The following is a 20,539-nucleotide window of genomic DNA, read 5'->3' as shown; positions in this document are numbered from 1 at the left end:
CTAATTTTAGTATAGCAAAGCTTTTCCCTTTTTATAAAATTTACCGCTTGCGCAATTCATTCAGGCTGTACTTTGTTCCTCGCCAGATAATACCGCCGCGCCTGAAAGTGAGGTAGCTCGCCCGGATAATGCTGTAAATGAAGATGGATGCCGTCAGCGGAAAGGCAATAAAGAATACGGGAGTAAAACGGGTCATTTTTTTCAAAACAAGCAGGTAAAGCGCCAGTATCCCGAAGATATTTCCGATGCTTAACAGAAAAATTTGCCTATCGGGCACAAACAATGTGAAAAACGGCAGCACCTGTGACGCAAATGTGCCAAGCACCGCGAAGACTACCATCGACAGGCGGTAATGGAGGCCTGCGAAGGTGTTTTTCTCAAGGCCGGCCAATGCCTCGCCGAGCGAGCCGTACCATTCAACCTCCATTAGGTCCAGGGCGCTGACAATCCGCTGCCTACGCCCAGCCTCCTTGATTTTCATGCCGAGCTGAAGGTCATCGTCGGGCCTCATTTTAATCGCTTCATGGGTTCCGAACGATTCGTAACCTTCTTTTGAAACAAGATTGAAGGCGCCGATGCCTATTCCGTTTTTTGACTTCGGATTGTTTGCGGTCCAAGGCCGTTTGTAATAGGAAAAGCCGAACAGGAAAAAGGCGACGAACGATTTCAGCCAAAAACCGTTTGCTTTCATATTCGGCGCCGCGGTCATGTGGTCAAGCTTATTTCTTTCAAAATACCCGAGTGCCTTTGCAAAAGCATCCTCCTGGTACTCAACATCCGCATCGGTAAATAAAATCCGTTCGCCATTAGCGGCAAGGTATCCTTTGTAGAGCGCATGATTCTTGCCGAGCCAGCCGCCTGGCAATTCGGTAATATGAAGGACCCGGATCCTCGGGTCAACCGTTTTTAATTCTTCCATTGCCCCGCCGGTCCCGTCGGTCGACCTGTCATTGACAAGAATCCATTCTGTATTCCTGTACGTTTGGCACAATTGGCTGAGGACACTCTTCTTTATTTGCTCTTCTTCATTTTTTGCCGCAACAACGACCGAAAGGAGGGGGTCATCCCGAAGAGGGAGTTCCTCCTCAAGCCGGTCAAGCGTTCTAAATCCTATCATCGCATCAGCAAGGAAAACTATCCAAATGAACAAACTAAGAGATAATAAAAATATCAGCATCGCATAATCTCCGTTGGGTTTTCCTCAATTGTACCATTTTAAGGGGCTTGAAGCGGGGAGCGGAGTGAATACCGGAGACGTCTCACATACCTTAATGCCTTGGGCGTGTATTTCCGGGCATACTGCTCTTTCTGCTATACGTAATTATGCGGAAATAATGACAATATGTACCTGAATCTGTAAACTGGAAGAAAAGGCGTCCGCCAAATTGCGGGCTCCTTATTTGAAAATAATGTTGCGAGGGAAAAGACATGGCTGAATGGAAGGAAAACATCGCTAAAATCACGCTTCAAACCCCGTTTGCGGTTGGAGATGTTAATGTATACGCAATAAAAAGCGACAGGCTCGCCCTTGTCGATGTGGGCCCGAAAACGGATGAGGCTTGGGCTTCATTGAATCGCCAGCTGTCGGAGCTTGGCCTTGCCCCGGAAGATATCGAGATGGTTGTCCTGACCCATGACCACCCTGACCATGCTGGGCTTCTCGACTATTTTCCTAAATCACTCGAGGTTTATGGGCATCCTATCGCTGAAAGATGGATTAACCGGACTGATGAATTTATGGCGGCGCATGACCGCTTTTACCTTGGCCTGTTCACTGAATTTGGAATTCCCGAAACGTATCTCAGGCTTGCCGGCCAGCTGAAAAAATCGCTTAAATACTCCTGCAATCGATCACTTACTGGAGAGCTTTTGGAAGGGGATAAGCCTCCTGGTTTGCCGGACTGGCAGGTGATCGAGACGCCGGGCCATGCCCAAAGCCATATCGCGCTGTACAGGGAAAAGGATGGTGTGCTTCTTGCCGGCGACCATGTAATCGCCCATATCTCACCGAACCCGTTGCTCGAACCGCCGATTGCCAAAGGAATCGAGCGGCCTCGTCCGCAGCTTCAATACAACCGATCGCTTGCAAAACTTCGCGATTATCCGATCGGAATGGTCTACACAGGGCATGGGGCAAATGTTTCGAAGCTGCCTGAACTGATTGAGAGAAGGCTCGCGCGCCAGCATGAACGTGCAATGAATGTGAAAAATATGCTCGAGGACAGACCGAAAACGGTGTTTGATATATGCCGGCAGCTGTTCCCCGCCGCCTTTGAACGCGAACTTGGCCTAACTTTGTCCGAAACAGCCGGCCAGGTCGATTATTTGCTTTCCCTTGGTGAAATCGAGCCAATTTTGGATGATAAAATAAAGTATTATAAAATCAGGTGAGGTGAACTGCTATGGGGAATTTGACAGGAAAGAATATCGTCATAACAGGCGCTTCGGGAGGAATCGGCGCTGAAATCGCCAGACAGTCAGCAGCCAAGGGAGCAAACCTTGCCCTGCTTGCGAGAAGCGTTGACAAGCTTGAGAAACTGAAAGGCGAGCTTGAGTCCGCCTATGCTAGCAAGGTTCTGGTCTATAGACTTGATGTATCCGATACAGTTGAGGTAGAAGCTGTATTTGCCCGAATATATGAGGATTTGGGCTTTATTGATATCCTTGTCAACAATGCCGGATTTGGCATCTTCCGCTTCGCCCATAAAGCGGATATCGACGAAATTAAGGCGATGTTCGACGTCAATGTCATCGGGCTTATGGCATGTACAAGCGCTGTTCTCCCGAAAATGACGGCCCGCCGTTCGGGACATATCATCAACATCGCTTCCCAGGCCGGGAAAATTGCCACGCCGAAATCGAGCGTGTACTCGGCAACGAAACATGCCGTCCTCGGTTATACAAACAGCCTGAGGATGGAGCTGTCCGATTTCAATGTTCATGTGACCTCGGTCAATCCCGGGCCGATTGAAACGAACTTCTTCAATATCGCTGATGAAAGCGGGTCCTACGTGAAAAATGTAAAACGCTGGATGCTGAAACCTGAATATGTTGCCGAAAAGGTTGTCGCCAGCATGATAAAGCCGGTCCGCGAAATCAACCTGCCTGGCTGGATGAACGCGGGCAGCGTCTTTTACGCGCTGTTTCCCCGGCTGTTCGAAAGGCTTGGGAAAAAGGCATTTAATCAAAAATAGTTTCGAACCGCCCATTCTATATCCCGGAAATGGGCGGTTTGTATTTGAATGCTCTTTCACGCACTTTTATAAGCAGTGTGGTGTTGGCAGTACCAACTCACTTAGTTTTTCCCGCCTCAATACCAGTTTCAAGCTTCCACTCAAACCATCGTCCATGGCCGTCAGTTATGGCTGCGAGCTGATGCCTTTTTTGCCCTCCAACGAAGGAATCCAGATGAAGATTTGCATCATTCATATTGTTATAAAGGTGGAAAACATCACGGCTTTTTGCGATTCCTTCAGCATTCTCCAGAAGTTTTAATTTTGTTTCCATCGGCATTTGATTGGCCACATGCGTATGGAATACCACAATTGCGGAGTCATCCGGAATCTGTTCGATTAGTCGCGGAAGGAGCTCGACGCCATCCCCCTCGATAAAGGTGATTTTTTCCCGGTTGGTTCTCATGCTTTGTACGGCGCCCTCGAATAATTCCCTTCTGTCCCGGTGCTCCGGCCAGATGAGCGCCTTCATCCAAAGGGAATCCTCGTCCTTAGTCACATCATTGATATGCAAATCCAGTCCGTAGCGGGCGGATACCGGAGCAATTCGCTTATTAAAAACCGGCTGTACATCCCCATTTACCGCAGCATGGATTTTTACTTCCGCTCCTTCTATGCCAAATTCAACTCCATCCCCGTACGTATAGCTGTAATGGTCCCAAAGCAGCTGGAATCCGGCGCTCGTGCCGATTTCAATAAGCGCCAGCGGCCGGGCAGCGAGTTCGTGTATGTAATTGAAAAGGGGAAAGAGGTAGGCGCAGCGCCTGACTTCGTTTGTCTGGACCAGCCTTGTTTCAAGAAGTTCAATTATTTCCATCCGGTTCTCAAGGCAAAAGTGTTTAAAATGCGGGAATGACGCTTCGGCCGGATGCGGTGTCTGTTCAATGCTGGCATAGAAACCTCTTAATGGATGGTCCGCGCCCTTCAGCAGCAAATAATGGACAGCGCCAAACAAAAGGTTTGGAACCGGCTGTCCTTTCCGGGCATGCGAACAGAGTTTGAGGAGTTCGGTATCACCGGCAATTTCTTTCGAAAGATATTCGTACAGCGCACTTGACCCTTTGCATTCCTTTTCGGCAAACGTCATAAAACGGTTTGATAAAAACTTAAGGTCCATATTTTCTCCTCACTTTGTCAATTTGAAAACTGCCCCCCCCAGAGAGAAAAGGATTTTGCACTCTTTTGGCGAATTATGGATACAGGTGGAAAAGTTTTTGCAGGGGAGGCTGCTCTTATGAAAAAAGTTTATTTTTTACTACTGATCTTATTGCTTGTTTTGCCCTTCAGCGCTGTTCCAACTCCTTTTCAATCTCTTCATTTGAAACCTTTGGCGGCTTCTCTGGCTCAATATTTAAGTGCTTCATAATCAGATTCAATTTGTGTTTGCTGGTTGAAAGGCTGAATACCACGTAAACCATCCAAAGTCCAAGAAGGATGAATCATACCATACTCATTACCCCTTACCTTTTTGACTATAAGTATAGCGCTTTCATGGAATTTATACAGGGGAATCTTGTCAGGGGGGATTTTAGATTCGCTTTTCTGAATTGCACCCAATTTTATACAATCTGAGGATTAAGCAAAAGCAAATTTTTCGCCATCTCGAGGATTTAGGTGCGGGAAAAAAGTTTGCCGTATGCATTTCAAATGAAACCTTGCCTTTTGCCTGTAAAAAGCATCAATCTCTCCTGAAGAGGAAACTCGGCGACAGCGACCCGAAGCTTCAGGAAAACAAAATCGTCAACATTTCAATTGCCTCAAAAGCAATCGACGGGATTGTAATCAGCCCCGGAGAGACGTTTTCCTTCTGGAAGCTTGTCGGCTCCCCTTCAGCGAAAAAAGGGTATATTGAGGGAATGCTTCTGTCGATGGGGGAAGTAAAGACCGGAATTGGCGGGGGAGTTTGCCAGCTCGCCAACCTGCTCTACTGGATGGCGCTCCATACCCCACTTCTTGTTGTGGAAAGGCATCACCATAGCTTTGACCCGTTTCCCGATGAAGGAAGGGTCCTGCCATTCGGAAGCGGAGCGGGGGTCTTTTACAATTATGTTGATTTGCGGTTTCACAATCCAACAAGCCAGCCTTTTCAAGTTAAAGTCTGGCTGACGGACAAACACCTGAAAGGTTCGATCCACACCAATCACGACTGGCCATTTGCTTATCATATCGAGGAGCGGAACCATAAATTTTTGCAAAAAGACGGCAGGAATTATCGGCAAAACGAAATTTGGAGAAAGACAATCGACAAGGTGACAGGCAATCATATTGGTGAAGAATTGCTCATTAAAAATTTTTCCGAAGTAAAATACGAAGTGGATGGAGCGCTGATTGAGAAGGCGGAGTAGGTTCCTATCCGATTTCGGGATTGGTTGGGAACATAAGTTATGAAGGCATTTTTTCGTGCTGTTGGGGAGTGAAACTGTCTTCATCAGGTTCATGAAGACAGTTTGGCCTCGCTTTTTGAGTGAAAGTGTCTTCATCGGGTTCATGAAGACAGTTTGGTGTGGATTTTTTGAGTAAATGGGTCTTCATCCAGTTTATGAAGACGGTTTGAAGCTAGTGTGGCTCCCGAAAATGCCTTCAGCAAAAACAAAAAGAGTACCAGGCAAGCCCGATACTCTCTTTTTGCTAGGTCGATGCAAACTCAGCCTCATCAAGGAATGCGGCAACGGTTTCTCTGTACTCCTCGGGCTGTTCCCGATACGGCGAATGCGCGCTTTTTTCAAAAATATGCAGCTTTGCGCCTGGCACCCGGCTGCTGAAATAACTTGTCGACTCCGGGGTCGCTTCGTCAAAACGCCCGCACAGGAAAAGCGACGGAACGCTCAGGTCATGCAGCCTCGGTGTGCAGTCGAATTCCTTCAGGTTTCCGGTTACGCAAAATTCGGACGGTCCCCACATGGTGTTGTAAACTTCCAGGTTGGCGAGTTGCGATGTCATTTCCCTTTCCTCCGGGCTGATTTCAATCCGGCAGACGAAGTTTTTGGCGAATACACGCATCGCCTGCTGGTATTCCTCAGAATCGGTCGTGCCGTCCGCCTCGCAGCGGGCGATGACGGCCTGGGTTTCTTCCGGCAGCTCTTTTAAAAGGCGCTCCTGGTCTTTTGCCCAGCGGGGTGCGTCAAGGCAAGGGCTTGAAAAAATGGCGCTTTTCACGCCGTCCGGCTTTGTCAGCAAATAAGCCGCGAGTAATGTCGTACCCCACGAATGCCCGAGAATATGGACTTCTTTCAGCCCCAATTGCTCACGGACCTGCCCAAGCTCTTCGACATAGCGGTCGAGGTTCCACAGCGCTTTATCCGTAGGCCCCTTTGAACGCCCGGCGCCAAGCTGGTCATAGTAGACGACAGTCCGGCCTGTGTCTTCGGCAAGCTTGTCCAGCCGCTGTAAGGCATAGTATGAAGAACCGGGCCCTCCGTGCAAAACCAATAAAGGAACGGCGTTGGCTGCGCCATTTACCCACCGGTACCATACCTTTCCGCCCGTTACGTCCACAAAACCTTCTTTAATGTTCACAATTGTTCTCCCCCTGTTAAAACCAAATTTTGATTTGCAAATCCTCAACCAGTTAAAAATTCATAGACGACGTCATTTACAATATCGCGCATATCCGCCTCAGCTTCTGCTTCTTTCAGCCTATACACCCGTTCGCAAATGTCATTTACATCACGTTCGCCAAGCGGCTGGCTTTCACTCCCGTAATATTGCTTCAGGCAGTTTTTTATCATTTTTTTCACCAGTTTTTCGTCCATGAAAAGCACCTCAAGCCTTATTATAGCTCTTTTCCAAGGCATCCTGAAATGGTAATGGACCCTTTTTTTATAAAAGCTGTCGTAAAATTTCCATTGAATACGAACGCATATTCGCTTAAGATATGGGTATAATGATACGGAACAGATGTTCTTATTTTGGAAAAAGAAGGAGGGGAATTCAATGGTCGATTACAGCACATTGCCGCGGCACAAAGTTCTTTGCGTCGATATGAAGAGCTTTTACGCCAGCTGCGCGGCGGTTATGGAAGGGCTTGACCCGCTTGGCTGCTATCTTGCTGTAGTCGGCGACAAAGGGCGGGAAGGAAGCGTCGTTCTCGCCGCCTCGCCGCTTTTAAAAAAAGAATTTGGCATCAAAACCGGATCGCGCAAATTTGAAATTCCCGATGATCCGAAAATCCATGTAGTCGAGCCTAAGATGGGCATGTTTCTGAGGATTTCGACCGAAATCAGCCGCGTCTTTCACCGATATGTCCCGAAGGAAGCCATCCATACATACAGTGTCGATGAAAGCTTCATCAAAGTGGACGGGGCCGAAAACCTTTGGGGGGATGCGAAAACAATCGCGAAAAAAATAAAAGACGACATCGAACGGGAATTCCAGCTTCCGTGCGCAATCGGCATTGGCCCGAATATGCTCCTGTCAAAGCTGTGCCTTGACCTTGAGGCCAAGAAGCACGGGATTGCCGAATGGACGTATGAGGATGTCCAGAAAAAGCTTTGGAACGTCTCGCCGCTTAGGGAAATGTGGGGCATCGGCCGGCGGGTTGAAAGAACGCTGAATGGAATGGGAATTTTCACGGTCGGCCAGCTTGCCCGCTATGACCTTGAAACGCTTGAGAAGAAATTCGGCATCATGGGCAACCAGCTCTATTACCATGCCTGGGGCGTCGACTTATCGGAAATGGGCGCGCCGATCATCGAAGGGCAGATCAGTTTTGGAAAAAGCCAAATCCTCCTTAGGGATTACAAGGACGAGGAAGAAATTAAACACGTCATCCTTGAAATGTGCGAGGAGGTGGCGCGCCGGGCACGGACGCACCGGAAGGCGGGCAGGACGGTCACGCTCGGGATCGGCTACAGCCAGGATGAATTCGGTGGCGGGTTCCACCGCGCAAAGACGGTTGCCGAGCCTACCAATGTGACGATGGATATTTACCGGGTCTGCCTGGACCTGTTCCACCGGCATTATTCCGGCAAAACCGTCCGCCAGATTTCCATTTCGCTTGGAAATATTGTCGATGACGTTGAACTCCAAATGAGCCTTTTTGATATGGGTGCGGGGAAAAGAAGGGACCTCGGCTATGTGGTGGACCGTATCCGAAGCCGGTTCGGGTCGGGGGCACTGCTCCGGGCTGTTTCCTATACAGCAGCGGGAACTGCCAAACACCGCGCATCGCTGCTCGGCGGCCATAAGAAGTAACCGGGAAAGAGGGGAAGAAGATGATTCGCGACCGCGGCAGAATAAAATGGACATCCATGATGCTTCCCGAGCACGTGAAAATGCTCAGAGACTGGGTGAAGGAGGATTCGTACGAACAAAAAACGGAACTCGACGAGCAGCAGCTCGAACTGATGAACGAAACGCTTGCTGAAGCGATGGAATTCAACCAGGCGGTGGCGATTACCCACTACCGCCGGCACAACTACGAAATTTGCATCGGTAACATCCACTATTGGGACGAACTCGCCCACAAGCTCCACATCATTGACTCCGCGGGCACTGCCCGCCTCATCCCCATTGAAAACATTGCTGACATACGGCTCGCTGACAAATAGCTGCCGCCACAGGCAAAGACAAGCAGGTTCTCGACAAGAGCCTGCCTGGCTGCTGAAAATCTGCACTCATCCCACTAAAAGTAAAAACTGTTAACCAGTCCAATTCTCTCTATCGTAGAATCCCGAAACTCACTCGCCACCTTTTTTAAAAATTATCTTGAATTTCCCGAAAACTCTGATAGGATAATTTTAACAAAAGTCAAAGGGTGGAATCTTTATGGAAATTGAAATGATTTATGGGGACTTGCCAAAGCTGGAAACGGAAAGGCTCATTTTGCGGAAAATAACAATGAACGATGCGGAGGACATGTTCGCATACGGCTCCAATGAAGAGGTTGCAAGGTATGTGACATGGGATAAGCATAACACGATTGAGGACACCCGAGCCTTTATCGATTTCGTGCTTGGCAAATATGAAAACAAACAGCTTGCTCCGTGGGCGATTGAATCCAAGGAAACCGGAAAGATGATTGGAACAATCGATTTTGTAGCATGGCAGCCAAGGCACAACAGCGCGGAAATCGGGTATGTCCTTGCCCAGGGCCAGTGGGGGAAGGGAATCATGACGGAGGCCGCCACAGAGCTCATTAAATTCGGCTTTGAACATATGGACCTTGTCCGTATCCAGGCACGGTGCTTCACCGAAAACATTGGCTCAGCAAGGGTTATGGAAAAAGTGGGCATGTCGTTTGAAGGAATCAACAGGAAGGCCGCGTTCATTAAAGGAAAGCACCGCGATTTAAAAATGTATGCCATTCTCAAGGAAGACTTTGCACATTTGCAAAAAAAGGAAATGGAAGAAGCGGTCTAGCAAGGGGAAAAGACATGATCAGGCCAATCGATATTACAAATGAAGAAGAAGCACTCGACGTATTGCAAATTCAGATTCCATCCTATCAGGTCGAGGCGGAGCTGATTGATTTTCATGGCATTCCTGCTTTGTATGACACAACGGAAACATTAATGAAGTCCGGTGAAACTTTCTATGGCTATTTTGAAAATGGCAGCCTGTGCGGGGCCATTTCGTTTAAAACAGAAAACGGGACGATTGATATCCATCGCCTGATGGTCCATCCGAAACATTTTCGGAAAGGGATTGCCCGGCAGCTTTTGCACTGGCTGGAGCAAAACAATCGGGAGGCAAATAGATTAATAGTATCAACTGGCGCAAGGAATACCCCGGCTGTTCGTTTTTACGAGAAGAATGGGTTTAGGAAAACAGGGGAAGGAATAATTGCCGGGACACTTTCCATTGCTCATTTTGAAAAGCGACAAGCCGAATAGACTGAAAGCGGGGGATGCAAGATCGTTTTCCTGTGGCAACTGTCGATGGTAGTAGCGGTAATAACTCTCTTTTACGGCATTTTGGCAAAATCAAGGATTCTCCTGTCCATAAGCTTTGTCACCTCGCTGCCAATTGCCTATTACTTTTACGGGGCGAATAACGCATGGAAAATGGTTGCGCTCGTGCCATTTGCAATCCTGGCGGCAATCTTTGTTTTAGGAAGGAAGCGGAGCGGAACCGGGCGGCAAGGCTGAGGGTTTTAACTTGGTGGCCATCCGCTTTTCTCCTCTGTAACAGGAGCTGGCAGGAGCATTCTTAAAGAAAAAATAGCCGGAACCCGCTTGGAATAGTGATGGTTTCCGGCTTAGTTTTTATAGAGGCCCAATCATGTTCCTGATGTAACAGTCAGTCAATTTCCTTTATTGTTTCCCCGTATTTCAGGACAGTGTAAAGCGCTTTGCCATCACTGGGGTTGTCCTTCCCATAATCAATTGGCAGCAAAGCAAAAAAAATAAAATAGACCGAGAAATAGACAAATTGATAGAAAAACAGGTGCTTCGGCAATATTCCGAGATGGATGAGCGAGTTTACGATTAAAATGGAGAGGGCATTAAAGAGGATGCCTCCCGCATATATAAATGCGTATTTCCATCGGGACTCATTTTTAATTTCGGTATATTGGCAGGAAGCATCAACAAAGTACAGACTATGAACGTGAAACGTGCCAACGGAAAATAGTTTCCTTCCCCTGCCCATCGTTAATACCGGTTTGCCCCCAAAAAGGACAACAAAGAATGTATGGCCGGCGGCATGAACGAAGGATGTTAAAGGCAAAACGATAAAGAAGGCCCAAATAAACGTAATCATATCATTCCAGGAAAACATGCTGTCACCTCATTATATATGCTTCATTGGGCTTTTACCTCAAGAGGGACAGCTAAAACGTGTCAATATCTGCTAGCGGCAAGCAAAACGCAAGGCACCTGCGCATTTTGGCCGGTGCCTTGTAGTTTGCTATGCAGTTATTTATTGCCCGGCGGTTTCTTCCGGTACGCGCACCTGGGATTCGAACTGACCCTTATGCGTGCCGTCACAGAACGGCTTGTTTGAGGAAAGGCCGCAGCGGCACAGCGAGAAAGCAGGCTTTGACGGATACACATTTCCCTGGCCGTCAAGCAGTTCAACATCCCCGGTAATCCTGATTGAACCGTTGTCATTTACTTTAATTTGGACTTTTGACATTCATAATCCCCCTTTGTAATGATACTCCTTGATGGTAGATGCTAACCATGAAAAACGCAAATTTTTAGAATAACTCCCTCTTAAAACGATGAGCCAGGCAATCCCATTTTGGGCAGCCTGACAAAGGCTTCGAGAAATTCATCGATTGCTTTTTCATACTCTTCCCGGTTTTCATTGAATGACTGGGCGTGAAGACCGCTTTCAGCCATAAACAGCATTTTTGGCCCCTTTTTCTTGCTGTATAACGCTTCTGTCATCGATGGGAGGATAAAATCGTCTTTGGCGCTATGGATGAACAGAATTGGATGCTTAATATTATCGATTACAGATATCGGGGAAACCTCGCGGATTGAATAGTTGTCCCGAAATCGGAGGAAAAGATCCGCAAGCGGCAAAATCATGCCACCCGGCAAATTCATCTCCTCTTTCAACCGGTAGGCAAGCTGCTCCTTGAAATCGGAAAAAGGGCAGTCGGCAATATAAAAATCAGCGCCATCTTCAAGCATCCCGGCATAAAGGAGCATGGTGGCGGCGCCCATCGATTCACCGTGGATCCCAAGCAGCAGCCCGGGCCCGATTTCCCTTTTCAGCCAATCAACGACCGCTTTCAGGTCGAATTTTTCATAATGGCCGTAACTGGTCGTCTTGCCACCGGATTCCCCGTGGCGGCGATGGTCGAAAATAAGCACATTGAAACCGCGGGATAAAAATAAATTCATGTATTTAATTGAATTAAATTTGTTTTCGGTCACCCCGTGGCTAATGATCACATAACGGTTCGTCTCATGCGGCTCGGCAAGGATGCCCTTAAGGTCGTAGCCAAAAGGGGAGGGGATGCGGACGTCCCTTTTTTTCAAGGACTCATACTCCGTGTCGATAACCCTGCCAGCCTCGCGTTCACGTTTCAGGATAAATTCGTCCTCTTTTTTCTTCATGTACATAAGCCGATTTGTAAAATAAATCCCGGCTGCGGCAACAATCGTAAGCAGCGAGACAAACAAGCGAAGTGCTTTGCGCAAAAGAATCCCTCCGGCCACAATTTGCTTTCTTTCATTATTTTACCATCCGGGCAATTTTAAAACACGGCTGCAAGGAAAAAAGCCGCCCGGGGGAACGGCTTTAGCTATTGTTTCGAATTTTGCCTGTTTGTTGGATGAATTTCCTTTTCCAAATCCTCACGGGCAATCATCTGCCGTCCATCCTTTGCGGAAGGCTGGCCTTTCTGGCTGTATCCTTTGTCGCGCTTCTGGCTCATCGTGCATAACTCCCTTCATCTCACTACTATTAAGATGAACCCGGGAAGGATGGCTTATGCACCGGCCGAGGCGTGCAATTTGAAATAGGTGCTTTCGATAGGCCTGCTTACATGGGGCCGGACGATTTCAACGGCGTCCATCAAACTGTCCAGGGAAATGCCGGTCCTTATTCCCATCCGTTCAAGCATGTACACAACATCCTCAGTTGCGACATTGCCTGTTGCGCCGGGTGCGAACGGACAGCCGCCCAAACCGCCTGCTGAAGTATCAAAACGGTCGATTCCAGCCTGCATTGAAGCGAGGATATTCGCTAGAGCGAGCTTTCTTGTATCATGGAAATGGGCGGTAAGAAGGATTTCTGGAAGTTCCGCTTTCAGCTGTTTAAAAAGTGAGTAGGCCTCCGTCGGTACGGCCATGCCAATTGTATCCGCAACACTCAGTTCGTCGACTCCCGCCTTTGCAAAATCGGCGCAAAGCTTGATTGTATCCTCTTCGGGAACTTTTCCTTCAAAGGGACAATGCCAGGCAGTCGAAATGCACGCCCTTACAAAAAAACCCTTTGTTTTTAAGTCGGCGATAATTGGGCGAAGCTCTTCCATACTTTCGGCTGTTGTCTTATTGATATTCTTTTTGTTGAATGTATCACTGACGCCGACGAAGACGGCTACCGCTTTGCAATTTGTTTCCTGGACGCGTTCAATTCCTTTTTTGTTCGGTGCGAGAACGATGGAACGTCCCATCGGACTGGCGCAAGCGCTTACAACTTCAGCCGCATCCGCCATTTGGGGGACCCATTTTGGTGAAACAAACGACGTTAATTCCATTTCCCTGATCCCTGCATCCCGTAGTGCGTGGATGAATTGGACCTTGGCCTCCGTCGGTACAAAGCCTTTTTCATTCTGCAGCCCATCCCTCGGACCAACTTCAATAATTGTTGCGTTTTTAGGCAATTTAATTGCCATAAAACTCCCCTCCATTCATACTCATTTTAAGAGGATTTTTTTAAAAAATGCAAGTAGTGGATTAATTTTGACAATTTGAAAGGAATTTCGCACCTCAAACGAGAAACTATGTAGGGAAAAGAAAAGGGAAGGGGTAATGAAATGGAACGAACGGAAGTAGTTATCGTTGCAGCAGCGAGGACTGCGATCGGAAGCTTTAATGGAACCCTAAAAGGGATTCCGGCTCCCGAACTTGGGGCGCATGCCATTAAAGGCGCGCTTTTGCAGGCAGGGCTGAAGCCGGAGCAGGTAGATGAAGTCATCCTCGGCAACGTTTTGCAGGCAGGCCTTGGGCAGAATCCGGCGCGCCAGGCAGCCATTAAGGCGGGCATTCCTGAAAGCGCTTCCTCAATGACGATTAACAAGGTATGCGGGTCCGGTTTGAAGGCGGTCCACCTTGCCGCACAGGCAATCTTTGCTGGCGATGCGGAAATCGTCGTGGCCGGCGGAATGGAAAACATGAGCCAGGCGCCCTATCTTTTGAAAAATGCGAGGGATGGCTTCAAGATGGGGGACCAGAAGCTTGTCGACAGCATGATCAGCGACGGGCTCTGGTGCGCGTTCAATGATTACCACATGGGGATTACCGCTGAAAACCTGTGCGACCGGTACGGATTGACCAGGGAGGAACAGGACGCGTTTGCTGCGGCGAGCCAGGAAAAGGCCGCACGCGCAATTGAAGAAGGAAAGTTCAAGGACGAAATTGTTCCGATACATATACCGCAGCGGAAGGGGGAGCCGATTGTTTTTGATACGGATGAATATCCGAAAAAAGGGACAACTGCCGAGAAATTGGCCGGCCTCCGGGCTGCTTTTAAAAAGGACGGAAGCGTGACAGCAGGAAATGCATCGGGAATCAACGACGGCGCAGCTGCTGTAATCGTGATGAGCAGGGCGAAGGCAGAGGAACTCGGTATTAAGCCGCTTGTTGTGATTAAAGGAAACGGCAGTGCAGGCGTCGATCCAAGCGTAATGGGGATCGGTCCGGTCGAGGCGGTCAGGAAAGCGCTTCGAAAAGCTGATACTTCCATGGAAGAAATTGATCTAATTGAGGCGAATGAAGCGTTTGCCGCCCAGTCGCTCGCTGTCGGCAGGGATCTTGAATTCAATCCCGAAAAGCTGAATGTGAATGGCGGCGCGATTGCGCTCGGGCATCCGATTGGCGCTAGCGGAGCCCGTATACTTGTTACGCTTATCCACGAAATGAAACGCCGCGGCGCGAAGAAAGGCCTGGCGACGCTTTGCATTGGCGGGGGCCAGGGCGTTGCGACCATAGTAGAACTTGTTTAATTTTTGCCGGATGAAAGGAGAATTTTTATGAAAAGGATATGTACTTCGTTCCAGGAAGCAGTGGCGGATATCCAGGACGGCTCGACCCTGATGGTTGGGGGCTTCGGCCTGTGCGGGATCCCGGAGAATCTGATTCTTGCCCTAGTTGATAAAGGTGTGAGGGATTTGACGGTCATCTCCAACAATTGCGGAATCGATGATTGGGGGCTCGGCCTTCTTTTGCACAACAGGCAAATCAAAAAGATGGTCGGTTCGTACGTTGGCGAGAACAAGGAATTTGAACGACAGGTTCTGGCCGGCGAGCTCGAGGTCGATTTGCTGCCGCAGGGAACGCTTGCTGAGAAAATCAGAGCGGGCGGGGCGGGGATCCCGGCGTTCTACACGCCTGCGGGAGTGGGGACCCCGATTGCGGATGGAAAGGAAATTCGGGTATTCAACGGCAAGGAATATTTGCTCGAAGAAGCACTCGTTGCCGATTTCAGCCTGGTTCGCGCGTGGAAGGGCGATAAAATGGGGAATCTGGTGTACCGGAAAACAGCGAGGAATTTCAACCCGATGATTGCCGCGGCTGGAAAGGTGACAATCGCGGAAGTGGAAAACCTCGTTGAAATCGGGGAACTCGATCCGAATAACATCCACACGCCAAGCATTTATGTGCAGGCGATCATCCAGGGTGACCAGGAAAAGCGGATCGAGCGACTGACAGTCAGGAAATAGGGGAAAGGAGAGACAGGAATGTCCAACGATAAAGCAAACGTGCGTGAAAAGATTGCGAGAAGGGCAGAGCGCGAGATTCAGGATGGCTACTATGTGAATCTTGGAATCGGAATGCCGACGCTTGTAGCAAATTATATTTCCGATAATAAGCAGGTTGTCCTGCAATCGGAGAACGGGCTGTTGGGAATTGGTCCGTTCCCGGTTGAAGGGGAAGAGGATGCCGACCTGATCAACGCGGGGAAGGAAACGGTAACCGCGATTCCGGGCGCGGCTTATTTTGACAGCGCCGAGTCATTCGCGATGATCCGCGGCGGCCATGTCGATATTGCGATCCTTGGCGGAATGGAGGTTTCCGAAAAAGGCGACCTCGCCAACTGGATGATTCCGGGTAAAATGATCAAGGGAATGGGCGGGGCGATGGATCTTGTCCACGGCGCAAGGAAAATCATCGTCATCATGGAGCATACGAATAAAAAGGGCGAGTCCAAAGTCCTGAAGGAATGCACCCTGCCGCTGACCGGCAAAGGAGTCGTTACCCGGATCATTACGGAACGGGCGGTAATGGATGTAACTGAATCAGGATTGAAGCTAGTGGAAGTCGCCGAGGGCTACAGCATTGACGATATCGTCAATTCCACGGAAGCAAGCCTTGATACAAGCGGGGATGTCGCACTTAACGCATTTTAAGAACAAAATGCGCAAGCGCCTTGGTTAGCCCCGACAAGCATAAGACGGAGCACGCAGGACGAGCCAGCTCTCCGGAGGGAACCGGCTTATGACCTCGAGGGGCTAGGCGCTGGAGCTGGATTACGATAACTAATTTCGAGTTATCAAAAATGTTCAATTTTAAAGTTTGTTATAAAACCATAACAGGCGGGGGCCATGGTGCTTCCGCCTTTTTGCATTTAAAAAATATTGTATAATGGGAGTATCTGCTTAGAGGGAGATGGATTTATGGCAAAGAAAAAAAGACAGCCGCAGACAGCGCGGGTGCAAAAAGAAGATAAACCGCTTACCCTTGGGGATATGCTCAACAAGGATTTGGTCAACCAGCTGAAAAACCGCCAACAGGAGCTGAAGGCCGAGGAGGCGCGCAAGGCGGAAGAGGAAGAAAAACGCAAGCGTGAGGAGCGCAGGCTCAAAGAGAAAAATAAAAGCTTCGAGGAGCTTTTAAACGAGAGCGGAATGAACTGGAAGGAATTCAAATAGTGAAGCCGCCGCGTAAAGTCGAAGTTGTACCTTACCTGGAAGATTGGCCGGAAAGATTCGCGAAGGAAGCTGCTATTTTAATAGAAGCTTTAGCGACGGACGATACTGTTTTCCATCATATAGGAAGCACCTCGGTACCTGGCTTGAGTGCGAAGCCAATTATAGATATATTGGCTGAGGCGGGTTCATTTGATCATTTTGATAAGGCCGTGGATAAGCTGCGTCTGGCAGGCTATGAACCTCGTGGGGAAAACGGCATCCCCGGCCGCCGTTATTTCATTAAATATGATGAGGATGGGGAAAGGCTTGTTCACCTCCACGCCTTTGAAAAAGGCAGCCTGCAGATTAGGAGGCACCTCGTGTTCCGTGATTATTTACGGGTGCATCCAGAGCGGGCGGCAATTTATGGAAACGTGAAGGAAACCGGGGCCGGGCTGTTCCCCAGTGACATCAGTTCATACATAGCCTATAAAGAAAAGACAGTACTTGAAATTGAAAAGGAAGCATTCGTTTGGGCCGGCATCCGGGAATAGGTGCCGGCTTTTTAATCGTATTGCTGATTCCGTATGAAAACGCCCCGAGCCTGCCCTGACAAGAACCCTGTACAGTTAGAAGGAGGCCTCCCTCTAAGGAAAGCCCCCCATATTATCGATGCTCCGCATACACATTTGCTCTTGTCAGTTCCCTAATCAGGCTGATTTCCGCATCCGAGAGCGGTTCCCCGCGGACGGCGCTGGCGTTTTTCCTGACCTGTTCCACACTGCTTGCACCGGCGACGACTGCCGCCACGGCCGGGTGCACCAGATTATAGTGCAGGGCAGCCTCTTCAAGCGGGCGGGAAGCAAGTTTTTCTTTTAACAAAGGCATGAGGCTCTCAAGCTCGTCGAGGCTGTAATCAAGATAGCCTTTCCCGGATGCCTTATCGAGCATTTTTTCGGATAAAAGACCTTTGGCGACCGGGCCCCTTGTGACAACGCTGATTCCTTCCCTTTCCAGGAGGGGAAGGATTTCCTCTTCCGGGCGTCTGTCCAGCATGCTGTATTGGACCATGACGGACACAATTCCCGACTTTTCGGCATACTCCCGGACGACGTTGGGCCGGATGGAAGAGATACCGTAGTAACGGATCAGGCCTTCCGTTTTCAAATCCTCAAATGCTTCAATGGTTTCATCTATTGGATCTTCAATCGTCCCCCCGTGAAGCTGGTACAAATCAATATAATCGGTTCCGAGTCGCTTCAGGCTTCCTTTGACAGCTTCTTTAATATGTTTTTTGGACGGGTCCCAGCTCCATCCAGTTTTGGCTTCGTTCCAACGATTGCCCGCTTTCGTGGCAAGTATGACTTTATCACGGCACCCTTTCAGGCATTCACCGACGATTTTTTCATTTTCGCCAAAGTCATACAGGTCCGCTGTGTCAAAGTAATTAATGCCTTCATCGAGGGCGGCATCGATAATGGAACGTGCCTTGTCCAAATCGGTGCCAAGCGACATGCAGCCAAGCCCGAGCACACTTACATTCAAATCCGAATTGCCAAGCTTATTTTTCCTCACTGCTATCAACTCCTTGGCTCCTATTCTACCCAAAGCGCGGGACAGGCGGCAAACTGTTTGTTTTAACTGATCCACAAAGGTTTCGGGAGTGAGGCCAAGGACAGTTTCCGCTTAAAAGGCTTTCCAAAGCAGTCTGAGGAGGGTTTTGTATAAATAAAAGATAAACCCCTGATGTAGCGCAATCAGCGGCGTGGCCCCTTACGTTTTTCTGCCTCCGATTTAACCAGTTCAGCGACAGTCATGTACAATGTGCTGCACTCTCTCAATATATAGCGGATTTCCGCCGCCTTCCCGGATAGGACAAACCCTTTATCATGTATATAAGCCTTCATGAGTGAACTCCCCCAATTAAAGTATGATAAAATGTATGAACACCAAAATTGGAATAGAACAGGAGTGGCTTAGATGGGAAAGCTTGAAGAAAAAACGATCAGCACAGAAGAAATATTCAGCGGGAAGATCATTTCTTTAAGAGTCGAGGAAGTTGAACTTCCGAACGGAAAAACGTCCAAGCGGGAAATCGTCAAGCACCCGGGCGCGGTTGCGGTCATTGCCGTGACGGATGAAAAAAAGATTGTCCTTGTTGAACAGTACCGTAAAGCGATGGAAAGGGCGATGGTTGAAATACCTGCCGGGAAACTGGAGAAAGGCGAAGACCCAGCCGAATGCGCGAGCCGGGAGCTGGAAGAGGAAACAGGTTATGAATGCAAGGAAATGGAATGGCTTGTTTCCTTTTATACTTCACCGGGCTTCGCGGATGAACTCGTCCATCTTTATATTGCGAAGGGCCTTTCGAAAAAGGAGGGGGCAGCGGGACTTGATGAAGACGAATTCGTGAATGTCGAAGAGCTCACCCTCGACGAAGCGCTCGCTTATGTTAAAGAGAAGAAAATTTATGACGCTAAGACAGCCTATGCCATCCAATACCTTCAGCTGCGGAGGCTTTGAAAAACTAATGGCCCGATACTTCGCGGATCTCCATATCCATATCGGCCGGACCAGGAGCGGCAGGCCTGTAAAGATAACGGGGGCAAAATCGCTGACTTTTTCAAATATCATCAGCCATGCACGGAATGAAAAAGGGCTGGATATGATTGGCATTATCGACTGCCACTCGCCGGAGGTTATTGTCGAAATGGAAAGTCTGATAGCATCCGGGGAAATGGCCGTGCAGGCCGGCGGGGGGCTTCTGTACGGGGGAATGGCGGTCATTCCCGGTTCCGAACTGGAAATTTACGATGAACAGTGCAAAGGACCGATTCATGTACTTTGCTTTATGCCGGGTATTGAAGAAATGAAGGAGTTTTCCGTCTGGCTGTCGGAACGGATGAAAAACATTAACTTAAGCTCTCAGCGGATTTATACATCGGGGCGCAGTCTCCAGGAAAAGGTGAAACAGCTTGGCGGCCTGTTCATTCCCGCCCATGTTTTCACTCCCTTCAAAAGCCTTTACGGAAGAGGGGTTAGCCAATCGCTGAAGGAAGTATTCGACCCGGATCTGATTGATGGCATTGAGTTGGGGCTTAGCTCGGACACCAACATGGCGGACGGGCTCACTGAACTGCACCGTTACCCTTTTCTAACAAATTCGGACGCCCATTCCCTCGCAAAAATCGCACGGGAATACCAGGCGATTGAAATGAACGAACCGTCATTTATGGAGTTTTCACTGGCGTTGAAAGGAGAAGGCGGAAGAAGGATTCTTGCCAATTACGGGCTTGATCCGCTCCTTGGAAAGTACCATGGAACCGTATGCGCCGAGTGCCTGGCACCATTGGCTGTGGAAGGGGAGCCGTGCGGGGAATGCGGTTCGCGGAAAACAGTCAAGGGGGTGGCCGACCGGATTTCGGAGCTCTCGACTGCCAAAAATGGACCAGGTGGCAGGCCGCCTTATGTCCATCAAGTCCCCCTTGAGTTCATTCCCGGCCTTGGCCCAAAGCTGCTCCAAAAACTGTTATGGCATTTCGGAACAGAAATGGCAATCCTGCACGAAGTTCCCCGGGAGGCGATGGAAAAAGTCATTCCCGAAAAACTTTTGAAGCTAATCATCCTTGCCCGGGAAGGGAAGCTTTTACTGAAAGCGGGCGGTGGAGGAAAATACGGAAAAGTCGAGTCTTGAAGACAGTTAGCCCGCCTTTATTAAAGGCATATCGCTAATGGACAGGCATACAATGGTATAAACCGTCCTACAGGGGGAAATGCC

27 protein-coding genes are annotated in these 20,539 nt (G+C 49.0%); 16 read left to right on the top strand and 11 right to left on the bottom strand.

The features are described 5' to 3' along the window. Nucleotides 1-40: 40 nt before the first annotated feature. A complete protein-coding gene (locus ADU24_RS13020; RefSeq protein WP_053367045.1) occupies nt 41-1,177 on the bottom strand; it encodes a glycosyltransferase in 1,137 nt (378 codons plus the stop codon). Between the two features lie 251 nt (nt 1,178-1,428). On the opposite strand from ADU24_RS13020, the gene ADU24_RS13015 reads away from it, so the two are divergent. Together ADU24_RS13015 and ADU24_RS13010 are read left to right on the top strand one after the other, a co-directional pair. Further along, nucleotides 1,429-2,391, top strand: a complete 963-nt coding sequence (locus tag ADU24_RS13015; protein WP_053367044.1) for an MBL fold metallo-hydrolase — start codon at nt 1,429-1,431, stop codon at nt 2,389-2,391. An 11-nt stretch (nt 2,392-2,402) separates the two neighbouring features. After that, entirely contained in the window at nt 2,403-3,194 is a 792-nt protein-coding gene (locus tag ADU24_RS13010; protein ID WP_053367043.1) for an SDR family NAD(P)-dependent oxidoreductase, read from the top strand. Nucleotides 3,195-3,291: 97 nt separating this feature from the next. Here the strand turns inward: ADU24_RS13010 and ADU24_RS13005 are convergent, their stop codons facing one another. Further along, nucleotides 3,292-4,350: a DUF2332 domain-containing protein gene (locus tag ADU24_RS13005; protein ID WP_053367042.1), complete on the bottom strand. Its 1,059-nt coding sequence runs from the start codon at nt 4,348-4,350 to the stop codon at nt 3,292-3,294. Between the two features lie 117 nt (nt 4,351-4,467). Here ADU24_RS13005 and ADU24_RS23680 point away from each other — a divergent pair, with 117 nt between their 5' ends. Together ADU24_RS23680 and ADU24_RS13000 are read left to right on the top strand one after the other, a co-directional pair. Further along, nucleotides 4,468-4,599, top strand: a complete 132-nt coding sequence (locus ADU24_RS23680) for a hypothetical protein (RefSeq protein ID WP_269432235.1) — start codon at nt 4,468-4,470, stop codon at nt 4,597-4,599. 181 nt (nt 4,600-4,780) lie between these two features. Then, entirely contained in the window at nt 4,781-5,578 is a 798-nt protein-coding gene (locus ADU24_RS13000; RefSeq protein WP_231689610.1) for a VanW family protein, read from the top strand. A gap of 283 nt (nt 5,579-5,861) precedes the next feature. Here ADU24_RS13000 and ADU24_RS12995 read toward each other — a convergent pair whose 3' ends face one another. Beyond that, the gene (locus ADU24_RS12995) at nt 5,862-6,749 is read right to left on the bottom strand and encodes a proline iminopeptidase-family hydrolase (protein WP_053367040.1); all 888 of its coding nucleotides are present in this window, start codon (nt 6,747-6,749) and stop codon (nt 5,862-5,864) included. Between the two features lie 44 nt (nt 6,750-6,793). Then, entirely contained in the window at nt 6,794-6,985 is a 192-nt protein-coding gene (locus tag ADU24_RS12990; RefSeq protein WP_053367039.1) for a YqzH family protein, read from the bottom strand. 181 nt (nt 6,986-7,166) lie between these two features. Here ADU24_RS12990 and ADU24_RS12985 point away from each other — a divergent pair, with 181 nt between their 5' ends. The 5 genes from ADU24_RS12985 to ADU24_RS12965 all read left to right on the top strand — a co-directional run bounded on the left by ADU24_RS12985 (nt 7,167) and on the right by ADU24_RS12965 (nt 10,321). After that, nucleotides 7,167-8,426: a Y-family DNA polymerase gene (locus tag ADU24_RS12985; RefSeq protein ID WP_053367038.1), complete on the top strand. Its 1,260-nt coding sequence runs from the start codon at nt 7,167-7,169 to the stop codon at nt 8,424-8,426. A 20-nt stretch (nt 8,427-8,446) separates the two neighbouring features. Then, nucleotides 8,447-8,782 (top strand): YolD-like family protein, encoded by a 336-nt coding sequence (locus tag ADU24_RS12980; protein WP_053367037.1) that lies wholly within the window; start codon nt 8,447-8,449, stop codon nt 8,780-8,782. A 217-nt stretch (nt 8,783-8,999) separates the two neighbouring features. Then, nucleotides 9,000-9,593: a GNAT family N-acetyltransferase gene (locus ADU24_RS12975; RefSeq protein ID WP_053367036.1), complete on the top strand. Its 594-nt coding sequence runs from the start codon at nt 9,000-9,002 to the stop codon at nt 9,591-9,593. Between the two features lie 14 nt (nt 9,594-9,607). Beyond that, nucleotides 9,608-10,066: a GNAT family N-acetyltransferase gene (locus ADU24_RS12970; protein ID WP_053367035.1), complete on the top strand. Its 459-nt coding sequence runs from the start codon at nt 9,608-9,610 to the stop codon at nt 10,064-10,066. Nucleotides 10,067-10,111: 45 nt separating this feature from the next. Beyond that, nucleotides 10,112-10,321 (top strand): hypothetical protein, encoded by a 210-nt coding sequence (locus ADU24_RS12965; RefSeq protein ID WP_053367034.1) that lies wholly within the window; start codon nt 10,112-10,114, stop codon nt 10,319-10,321. A gap of 151 nt (nt 10,322-10,472) precedes the next feature. Here ADU24_RS12965 and ADU24_RS12960 read toward each other — a convergent pair whose 3' ends face one another. The 5 genes from ADU24_RS12960 to ADU24_RS12945 form a co-directional block, all read right to left on the bottom strand. After that, complete coding sequence (locus ADU24_RS12960; RefSeq protein WP_053367033.1) at nt 10,473-10,952, bottom strand: hypothetical protein; 480 nt, start codon at nt 10,950-10,952, stop codon at nt 10,473-10,475. Nucleotides 10,953-11,093: 141 nt separating this feature from the next. Next, nucleotides 11,094-11,309, bottom strand: coding sequence for a CDGSH iron-sulfur domain-containing protein (locus tag ADU24_RS12955; protein ID WP_053367032.1), 216 nt, complete (start codon nt 11,307-11,309; stop codon nt 11,094-11,096). 80 nt (nt 11,310-11,389) lie between these two features. Next, the gene (locus ADU24_RS12950; protein ID WP_053367031.1) at nt 11,390-12,328 is read right to left on the bottom strand and encodes an alpha/beta hydrolase; all 939 of its coding nucleotides are present in this window, start codon (nt 12,326-12,328) and stop codon (nt 11,390-11,392) included. A gap of 104 nt (nt 12,329-12,432) precedes the next feature. Beyond that, complete coding sequence (locus tag ADU24_RS23675) at nt 12,433-12,564, bottom strand: hypothetical protein (protein ID WP_269432234.1); 132 nt, start codon at nt 12,562-12,564, stop codon at nt 12,433-12,435. 54 nt (nt 12,565-12,618) lie between these two features. Then, the gene (locus tag ADU24_RS12945) at nt 12,619-13,527 is read right to left on the bottom strand and encodes a hydroxymethylglutaryl-CoA lyase (RefSeq protein WP_053367030.1); all 909 of its coding nucleotides are present in this window, start codon (nt 13,525-13,527) and stop codon (nt 12,619-12,621) included. Between the two features lie 141 nt (nt 13,528-13,668). Here ADU24_RS12945 and ADU24_RS12940 point away from each other — a divergent pair, with 141 nt between their 5' ends. From ADU24_RS12940 to ADU24_RS12920, 5 genes are all read left to right on the top strand, one after another. Continuing rightward, nucleotides 13,669-14,856 carry an acetyl-CoA C-acetyltransferase gene (locus ADU24_RS12940; RefSeq protein WP_053367029.1) on the top strand — a complete coding sequence of 396 codons (1,188 nt, stop codon included), beginning with the start codon at nt 13,669-13,671 and terminating at the stop codon, nt 14,854-14,856. Nucleotides 14,857-14,883: 27 nt separating this feature from the next. Continuing rightward, nucleotides 14,884-15,573, top strand: a complete 690-nt coding sequence (locus ADU24_RS12935) for a CoA transferase subunit A (RefSeq protein ID WP_053367028.1) — start codon at nt 14,884-14,886, stop codon at nt 15,571-15,573. A gap of 18 nt (nt 15,574-15,591) precedes the next feature. Continuing rightward, on the top strand, nt 15,592-16,260 hold the full coding sequence (locus tag ADU24_RS12930; protein WP_053367027.1) for a CoA transferase subunit B: 669 nt from the start codon (nt 15,592-15,594) through the stop codon (nt 16,258-16,260). A gap of 267 nt (nt 16,261-16,527) precedes the next feature. Continuing rightward, entirely contained in the window at nt 16,528-16,782 is a 255-nt protein-coding gene (locus ADU24_RS12925) for a YqkE family protein (RefSeq protein WP_053367026.1), read from the top strand. Continuing rightward, on the top strand, nt 16,782-17,315 hold the full coding sequence (locus tag ADU24_RS12920; protein ID WP_053367025.1) for a GrpB family protein: 534 nt from the start codon (nt 16,782-16,784) through the stop codon (nt 17,313-17,315). The genes ADU24_RS12925 and ADU24_RS12920 overlap by 1 nt, the downstream gene beginning before the upstream one ends. Nucleotides 17,316-17,427: 112 nt before the next feature. Here ADU24_RS12920 and ADU24_RS12915 read toward each other — a convergent pair whose 3' ends face one another. Further along, the gene (locus ADU24_RS12915; RefSeq protein ID WP_053367024.1) at nt 17,428-18,336 is read right to left on the bottom strand and encodes an aldo/keto reductase; all 909 of its coding nucleotides are present in this window, start codon (nt 18,334-18,336) and stop codon (nt 17,428-17,430) included. A 182-nt stretch (nt 18,337-18,518) separates the two neighbouring features. Beyond that, nucleotides 18,519-18,668, bottom strand: coding sequence for a Z-ring formation inhibitor MciZ (mciZ, locus tag ADU24_RS22610; protein ID WP_082306904.1), 150 nt, complete (start codon nt 18,666-18,668; stop codon nt 18,519-18,521). A gap of 73 nt (nt 18,669-18,741) precedes the next feature. Here mciZ and ADU24_RS12910 point away from each other — a divergent pair, with 73 nt between their 5' ends. Together ADU24_RS12910 and ADU24_RS12905 are read left to right on the top strand one after the other, a co-directional pair. Continuing rightward, nucleotides 18,742-19,284 carry an NUDIX hydrolase gene (locus tag ADU24_RS12910; RefSeq protein ID WP_053367023.1) on the top strand — a complete coding sequence of 181 codons (543 nt, stop codon included), beginning with the start codon at nt 18,742-18,744 and terminating at the stop codon, nt 19,282-19,284. Between the two features lie 7 nt (nt 19,285-19,291). After that, the gene (locus ADU24_RS12905) at nt 19,292-20,455 is read left to right on the top strand and encodes an endonuclease Q family protein (protein WP_053367022.1); all 1,164 of its coding nucleotides are present in this window, start codon (nt 19,292-19,294) and stop codon (nt 20,453-20,455) included. Nucleotides 20,456-20,539 lie beyond the last annotated feature (84 nt).

This window comes from Bacillus sp. FJAT-27245, assembly GCF_001273955.1.
Lineage (GTDB): Bacteria > Bacillota > Bacilli > Bacillales > Cytobacillaceae > Bacillus_D.
This window is presented reverse-complemented; position numbering and strand designations above follow the sequence as displayed.